Origin of the sequence: Escherichia sp. MOD1-EC6842, from assembly GCF_002965705.1 — a bacterium.
GTDB lineage: Bacteria > Pseudomonadota > Gammaproteobacteria > Enterobacterales > Enterobacteriaceae > Escherichia > Escherichia ruysiae.
The window spans coordinates 1-6,532 of sequence record NZ_PTRF01000037.1 but is presented as its reverse complement, the minus strand read 5'-3'; the positions used below and the strand labels follow the sequence as shown (position 1 = coordinate 6,532).

Genomic DNA, 6,532 nt, shown 5'->3' with positions numbered 1-6,532 from the left:
TTTTGGTGGAAGTGAATAACCCGTCAGCAGGATAAAAAAATGCCGCCGGGAAAGGGAAAACAAGGAAACCGGCGGCAAAGGTCGATACATCCAAAGCAAAAATGCAGGACGCCTTTTTAACCAACAGGTATTAACTATGTCAACACCATGCCAATAATGGAGATGAATAATGACATTTTTACAGCTGATATTACTGTATTTCTGCACGGCGGTATGTGTCTTATACCTGGTGAGTGGTGGCTATAAGGCCATCAGAAATTATGTTCGCCGCAAAATTGATGACGCAGCAGCCGAAAAGCTCAGTAAAACAGCGCAGGCAACTCCGCTCCCAAAAGACCCGACCCAGCCCTGATTGCAGGGCTTTATTCCCGCATGAGGAGGATATACATGCCAGAAATTAAAGGCACCGTCACTGAAGACCTGGTAAAACAGGCACTGTATTCCGGTGAAGTAAATAAGTTGCTGAAAGCGCAAGTCCGCAAGGATTTTGAGGCACAAATCGACACTTACGTTGATGAGGTGCTGGCAAAACTTATTGGACCAGCTGCTGCGGCCAGTGATGCTGATAATGAGCCGAAAACCGAAGCACAGCCAGAACAACCAGACCCGGCTCAGCCCGGAACTGACAGCACCATGATGTAACAATACAAACCGGCAGTTTCTCCTGTCGGTTTTATTTTCATGGGCGCTTTATATACCAATCAGAGGACGATAATCATGGACAAGAATACAAAGCAACCTGATACCAAAGGCCTGGAAATATTAAGCACAGAAATTATCAATGCGCTACGTTCAGGACTTGATGAAGATACATTACAGGATCGAAACTTCACCACCGCAATGTGGATAGCTATGCAGATCCTGTGTACCCCAAGATGCGCTATTTTTGCGGTTCGTGAAGGTCAACTGACTCGCTGATTGCACGAATTACATCAGAAAATCAGGCGTTCCATAACTTCATAGCTGATGAATCACCTCCCTGAATCATTGTTGATGACTTTTCAATCTATTTGTTGTATCAATTAAACAAATCGAATCGATCGTTTTTGTCGATCGATTAGGCGAGAAAGATATCATCAACAAAGCAGGAGGTTATGCGGCCATGTATCGAAACATACGGTGCCGACACTGCAATAAGCTACTGGCACGGGCCAGTTTCAGCTATCTGGAAGTAAAATGTCCGCGCTGCAAAACCCTCAATCAAATCACATCTCAGAGCGCCACAGAGCACCCCACATACACAAGGAAATCCTGCCGTGGGGAACAAGAAACATTACTTTCAGTCTGATAAGTCACTAACCTATGGTTCAGTATGCAGTGGTATTGAAGCTGCGACAGTAGCCTGGAGCAATCTTGGCTGGAAAGCCAGATGGTTCAGTGAAATAGAGGACTTCCCGTCAACACTTCTTTCATATCGCTGGCCCCATATACCAAATCTTGGTGATATGGCTTTGCTTGCGCCTCGTATCAGGGATGGGCTTATTGAAGCACCAGATATTCTTGTAGGTGGAACTCCGTGTCAGGCATTCAGTATGTCAGGCAAACGAAAAGGCCTTTCAGATCCACGGGGGCAGTTAACACTGTCTTTTGTTGAACTGGCGAATCAGATAGATACCGTTCGGGCATCGCTCAATAAATCCCCCTCAATAATCGTATGGGAAAACGTCACAGGAGTTTTAAGTAGCCATGACAATGCATTCGGTCATTTTCTTGGTGCGCTGGCCGGAGCAGGTTGCGCATTACAGCCAGCAAGGAAAAGATGGGCAAACGCTGGTGTTGTGTCTGGACCATCGCGTATCGTCGCCTGGCGAGTACTTGATGCCCAATATTTCGGAGTCGCCCAGGCTCGCAGAAGAGTGTTTGTTGTGGCAAGTGCTGGAAAAAGGCTCGATCCCGGAAAGGTATTATTTGAGTTCCCGCCTGTGTCGCAGGGCGATAAAAACTATTACGGAAAGAAGAAAAAATCCGAATCCCTTCTTGATCAAGGCATTGAAGGAAAATTGCACCGATATTGCCTTGAAGCATTGCCAAAACGAACAGGCACAGTAATAGCTGGCTATAACGGAACAACTAACCAGGACATGACTATGTCTGGTGGGCTCATAGTTGAAAGAGTGCCATATTCAAGGGTTCGTAGGTTGACGCCAACCGAATGCGAGAGGCTACAAGGTTTTCCCGATGGATATACAGATATTCCATGGAAAAATTCATCTCCAGCTCATCGTTATAAGGCCATTGGAAATTCAATGCCTGTACCGGTCATGAAATGGATTGGTCGAAGAATACAGGAAGCGTTAAACGAAGTTTAAACCTAAGCAAAAGACATTATGAAGTTGGTTTTTGTGCCGTTAAAAGATGTCTTTAAGGAGTGCAAAGGAAAGCGCCAATTTAGTATCAAAAAAGATGCTTATCGGCGCTTTTCATCGGTATCAAATGAAATGCAAATCTGTATCAAAAAAATCGCCGCGCTATAAACCTGCAAACGCGTCTGGGGGTGAAAGCGTACCTGCAAGGTCATAATGCTATTGATGATCATAAAGCGCGTTCCTTCCAGCCTTTCGTGGAAGCCAACTGGATTTATAACTCCCGCAATTACAGCGTGAAGATGGATGGCATCAGCGATGAAATCATCGGCACGCGTAACATCGGCGAGCTAAAAGTTGGGGTGGAAGGTCAGCTTAATCCACGTCTGCAACTGTGGGGCAACGTCGCCCAGCAGTTGGGGGACAACGGTTACAGCGATACCCAGGGAATGCTGGGCATGAAATATCTCTTTTAATACCACTTTGCCGCCCGTCACGTACGGGTGGCGCGCTCCCCGCATCAACCTGATAAGCGTAGCACATCAGGCAAGCCGGACAGTGATATCACCGCCCGGCTTCTTCTTAAACGGGCTAGATGTGCAGTTCCTGCAACTTCTCTTTCGGCAGCGCCAGTTCCTCATTGCTGTTGATACGCACGTCGCGCTCCAGAATGCTACGTGCAATATCCTGTGCTTCCTGCAACGAGTGCATCTGGTAAGTACCGCACTGGTAGACATTCAGTTCAGGGATCTGATTCTGATCCTTCACTTTCAGCACATCTTCCATTGCCGCCTTCCAGGCATCAGCAACACGCTGCTCATCTGGCGTACCAATCAGACTCATATAGAAACCGGTGCGGCAACCCATTGGCGAGATATCAATAATCTCAACGCCGTTACCGTTAAGATGGTTGCGCATAAAACCAGCAAACAGATGCTCCAGGGTATGGATACCTTTTTCTGGCATTACTTCTTTGTTCGGCACGCAGAAACGCAGATCGAACACGGTGATTGCGTCGCCATGCGGGGTGTTCATTGTTTTCGCTACCCGAACTGCAGGCGCTTCCATCCGGGTATGATCGACTGTGAAGCTATCTAACAACGGCATTTAGCCACCTCCGGTAATTTTTTTTAAAATATTCTGAACTCTTTGTTCCCAGGCGAGTCTGAGTATATGAAAGACGCGCATTTGTTATCATCATCCCTGAATTCAGAGATGAAATTTTGGCCACTCACGAGTGGCCTTTTTCTTTTCTATCAGCTGTGTTTTTCCAGCCACACCTTGAACGACTCGGTGTCTGCGGCTTCCATTTCCTGCTGACGGCGTTTAGACGCTTCGCGCTCGGCAATAAAATCGTCTTCACGCAGAATTTCCAGCGGCTCTTCACGCAACAAATTGCGATAAGCCTCACCAAACGCTTTCCCGGTTCCACCAATACCAGTATCAATCATAGACCGTAAGATGCGGGCGGAGAAAGTCAGATCGGGATTATCAAAGCAGGCCACCAGTTCATCACACACTTTCTGGTATGCTTCGCCGCCGTTAATGCTGTCCAGCGTTTGCGCGACGCGTTTCAGATCCTGGAACAGATCTTTGCCCACCTGCGGCAACGGGAATTGCGCAGTTTCACAGCCAATTCCCAGTGTCAGCCCCGGCTTACGTCCTTCGAGGATCACCCGGTTCCAGTTGACGCGTGTACAGGCAAGTTCACTACTGCTCATTTCCGGTGCATCAGCCAGCGCACACCAGACCATAAACAGGTCGAGGAATCGCACCTGCTGCTCATCAACACCAATCGGCGAGAATGGGTTGATATCCAGCGAACGCACTTCGATATATTCAATGCCGCCGCGTAACAGCGCATCTGAAGGCGACTCGCCGCTGCGAGTAACGCGTTTCGGACGAATCGGCGCATACAGCTCGTTTTCAATCTGCAGCACGTTGCTGTTGATTTGCAGCCGCTTGCCGTCTTTCTCAAGACCAATCGTCGCGTACTCTTCCGACGGCGTTTTAATTGCCCGCTTCAGACCCGCTACATACTCGTAGAGATCATTAAAGGTAATACCAAGATTACTTTGCGATTTATTGGTATAGCCCAGATCGCTCAAACGTAGCGATGTTGCATACGGCAGGTAATACATGCCGCACTCGGTTTTCTCAAACGGCAGCGACGTCGGTTTACCTTGCAGGAAAGAAGAACAAATTGCCGGAGATGCGCCAAACAGGTACGGGATCACCCAACCGAAGCGATAGTAGTTACGAATAGCGCGGAAGTAGCCCGCAGAGATTTTCTCTTTGGCGTCAACGCCCGAGATATCACCACACTTCGCTTGCCAGAATGCCATTGGTAAAGAGAAGTTGTAGTGTACGCCGGAGATGGTTTGCATCAGCGCGCCATAGCGATTTTTCAGCCCTTCACGGTACAGCGTTTTAAAGCGCCCTGTATTGGACGTTCCATACTGCGCCAGTTCGATATCCTGACCTTCCGCGATGTAACATGGCATACTTAACGGCCACATCCGCTCATCGCCAATATTACGCGCGGTATAGCGATGCAAATCGCGCATAAAGGTCAACATATGCTCAATATCGCCATCGACCGGCGTAATGAACTCCAGCAACGCTTCGGCAAAATCGGTGGTGATCCATTTATGCGTCAGTGCGGAACCTAATGCTTCAGGATGACCGGTTGTTGCCAGAGTGCCATCTGGGTTAACACGCAAAGTTTCGCGCTCAAGACCACGCTGTATCCCCTTTAATGCCTGAGGATGTTTTTCCAGCCAGGCCAGCGCCTGTGATACGTCCGGGATCAAATTGACCTCCCGCCTGTCAAAATCGTTTTAATTAGCATAACTGTAATGGTGGCCATGTGTGCAGGCCTACAATTAGTGCCACCACATCATGCCCTGAACGGTGGCTGCTGCAACCGCAACATAGCGCAACGCTTTACCAAGGCACAAAAAAAAGATTACTGGTCCCCACGAGATGCGCATCCATCCCGCTAACAGACACAGTAAGTCGCCAATCACTGGCATCCAGCTTAATAAGAGTGTGACTGCGCCATAGCGTTTCAGCCAGCCAATGGCTTTTTCTTGCCAGCGCGATGTTTTGCGCAATGGAAAGAAACGCCCAAGGATAACGTTAGTTAACCCTCCAAGGCTATTACCCATTGTTGCTGTTAATACTAAAACCCAGGGATGACTCACCCCAGAAAGTAACATTGCGACCAGCACAACTTCCGAATTGCCGGGTAGTAGTGTAGCGCTGAGAAAACTACTGGCAAACAACGAGAAGAGCGACAGCGACTCACTCACAGCAAGCGAACATCCACGGCGTCCATGCCTGCGGCGCGAGCGGCCTGTATGCCAAAATCGGCATCTTCAAAGACAACGCACTGTGTTGGTTGCACGCCCATACGCTGCGCACACAGCAAAAACGTGTCTGGTGCAGGTTTATGGTGTTTGACGTGATCGGCAGCGACAACCGCGTCAAAATAACGACGTAATCCCAGATGCGTTAGCAGCGCCTCAGCGATGGCGCTTTCACTCCCCGTACCGACAGCCATTGGGCGACGACCGTGCCAGCTTTTCACCACTTCAACAAGAGGAAGCGGTTCGACGCTATCGAGCAACATGCTTCTTACGGCATCGGTTTTCTCGCGGGCTAATGCATGGGGATCGAGATCGGCCTGATTCAGCTCAATAATCGCCTGGGCTATACGCCAGGTGGGCGAGCCATTAAGCGCAATCATGGCCTGTACATCGTACTGAAGACCGTAGCGTCCTAATACTTCACGCCACGCTTTACGGTGCGTGGGTTCTGTATCCAGGATTGTGCCATCCATATCAAAAATTAAACCTGCATAACGCTCGTACATTGTCTTCTCGCAAGTCGAAAAATATGACGCTACTTTAGCGTAATTGCTTGATTTTGTCGCCGATGCGAAGGGGAAGATTATTCAGGATATGGATAAAATAGTTATTTAGAAATGAGATGTTTTTGGAGGAAATTGTTGGAGAAGATGGTGCATCCGGGAGGATGACTCACTGGCGTTCGCCCTTCGGGTCGTTGCTGGCGCAACGTTATCCTCCCTGGTGCATACATCAATATTGCAGACCATGAGGATCATCAATCGCGGATAATACGGAGAAGATGGTGCATCCGGGAGGATTCGAACCTCCGACCGCTCGGTTCGTAGCCGAGTACTCTATCCAGCTGAGCTACGGATG

9 protein-coding genes and 1 pseudogene are annotated in these 6,532 nt (G+C 48.8%); 6 read left to right on the top strand and 4 right to left on the bottom strand.

The annotated features are described in order from the left end of the window. The first annotated feature begins 169 nt into the window (after positions 1–169). From A7Z29_RS22675 to A7Z29_RS22650, 6 genes and pseudogenes are all read left to right on the top strand, one after another. On the top strand, positions 170–352 hold the full coding sequence (locus A7Z29_RS22675) for a DUF1378 family protein (RefSeq protein WP_046201686.1): 183 nt from the start codon (positions 170–172) through the stop codon (positions 350–352). 35 nt (positions 353–387) lie between these two features. Next, complete coding sequence (locus tag A7Z29_RS22670; protein WP_001114098.1) at positions 388–642, top strand: DUF826 domain-containing protein; 255 nt, start codon at positions 388–390, stop codon at positions 640–642. 75 nt (positions 643–717) lie between these two features. Continuing rightward, complete coding sequence (locus A7Z29_RS22665) at positions 718–918, top strand: hypothetical protein (RefSeq protein ID WP_046201687.1); 201 nt, start codon at positions 718–720, stop codon at positions 916–918. 184 nt (positions 919–1,102) lie between these two features. Continuing rightward, positions 1,103–1,288, top strand: coding sequence for a Com family DNA-binding transcriptional regulator (locus A7Z29_RS22660; RefSeq protein ID WP_032164298.1), 186 nt, complete (start codon positions 1,103–1,105; stop codon positions 1,286–1,288). Further along, positions 1,257–2,309 (top strand): DNA cytosine methyltransferase, encoded by a 1,053-nt coding sequence (locus A7Z29_RS22655; protein ID WP_046201688.1) that lies wholly within the window; start codon positions 1,257–1,259, stop codon positions 2,307–2,309. The genes A7Z29_RS22660 and A7Z29_RS22655 overlap by 32 nt, the downstream gene beginning before the upstream one ends. A gap of 164 nt (positions 2,310–2,473) precedes the next feature. Continuing rightward, positions 2,474–2,779 (top strand): annotated as a pseudogene (locus A7Z29_RS22650) (autotransporter outer membrane beta-barrel domain-containing protein); the annotation flags it as partial. A gap of 115 nt (positions 2,780–2,894) precedes the next feature. Here the strand turns inward: A7Z29_RS22650 and luxS are convergent. The 4 genes from luxS to yqaB form a co-directional block, all read right to left on the bottom strand. Then, the gene (luxS, locus tag A7Z29_RS22645) at positions 2,895–3,410 is read right to left on the bottom strand and encodes an S-ribosylhomocysteine lyase (RefSeq protein WP_001130204.1); all 516 of its coding nucleotides are present in this window, start codon (positions 3,408–3,410) and stop codon (positions 2,895–2,897) included. Between the two features lie 149 nt (positions 3,411–3,559). Further along, positions 3,560–5,116, bottom strand: coding sequence for a glutamate--cysteine ligase (gshA, locus tag A7Z29_RS22640; protein WP_085461065.1), 1,557 nt, complete (start codon positions 5,114–5,116; stop codon positions 3,560–3,562). Positions 5,117–5,188: 72 nt separating this feature from the next. Next, positions 5,189–5,617 (bottom strand): YqaA family protein, encoded by a 429-nt coding sequence (locus tag A7Z29_RS22635; protein ID WP_000004484.1) that lies wholly within the window; start codon positions 5,615–5,617, stop codon positions 5,189–5,191. Further along, on the bottom strand, positions 5,614–6,180 hold the full coding sequence (gene yqaB / locus A7Z29_RS22630) for a fructose-1-phosphate/6-phosphogluconate phosphatase (protein WP_000273321.1): 567 nt from the start codon (positions 6,178–6,180) through the stop codon (positions 5,614–5,616). Before yqaB ends, A7Z29_RS22635 begins: the two co-directional genes overlap by 4 nt. Positions 6,181–6,532 lie beyond the last annotated feature (352 nt).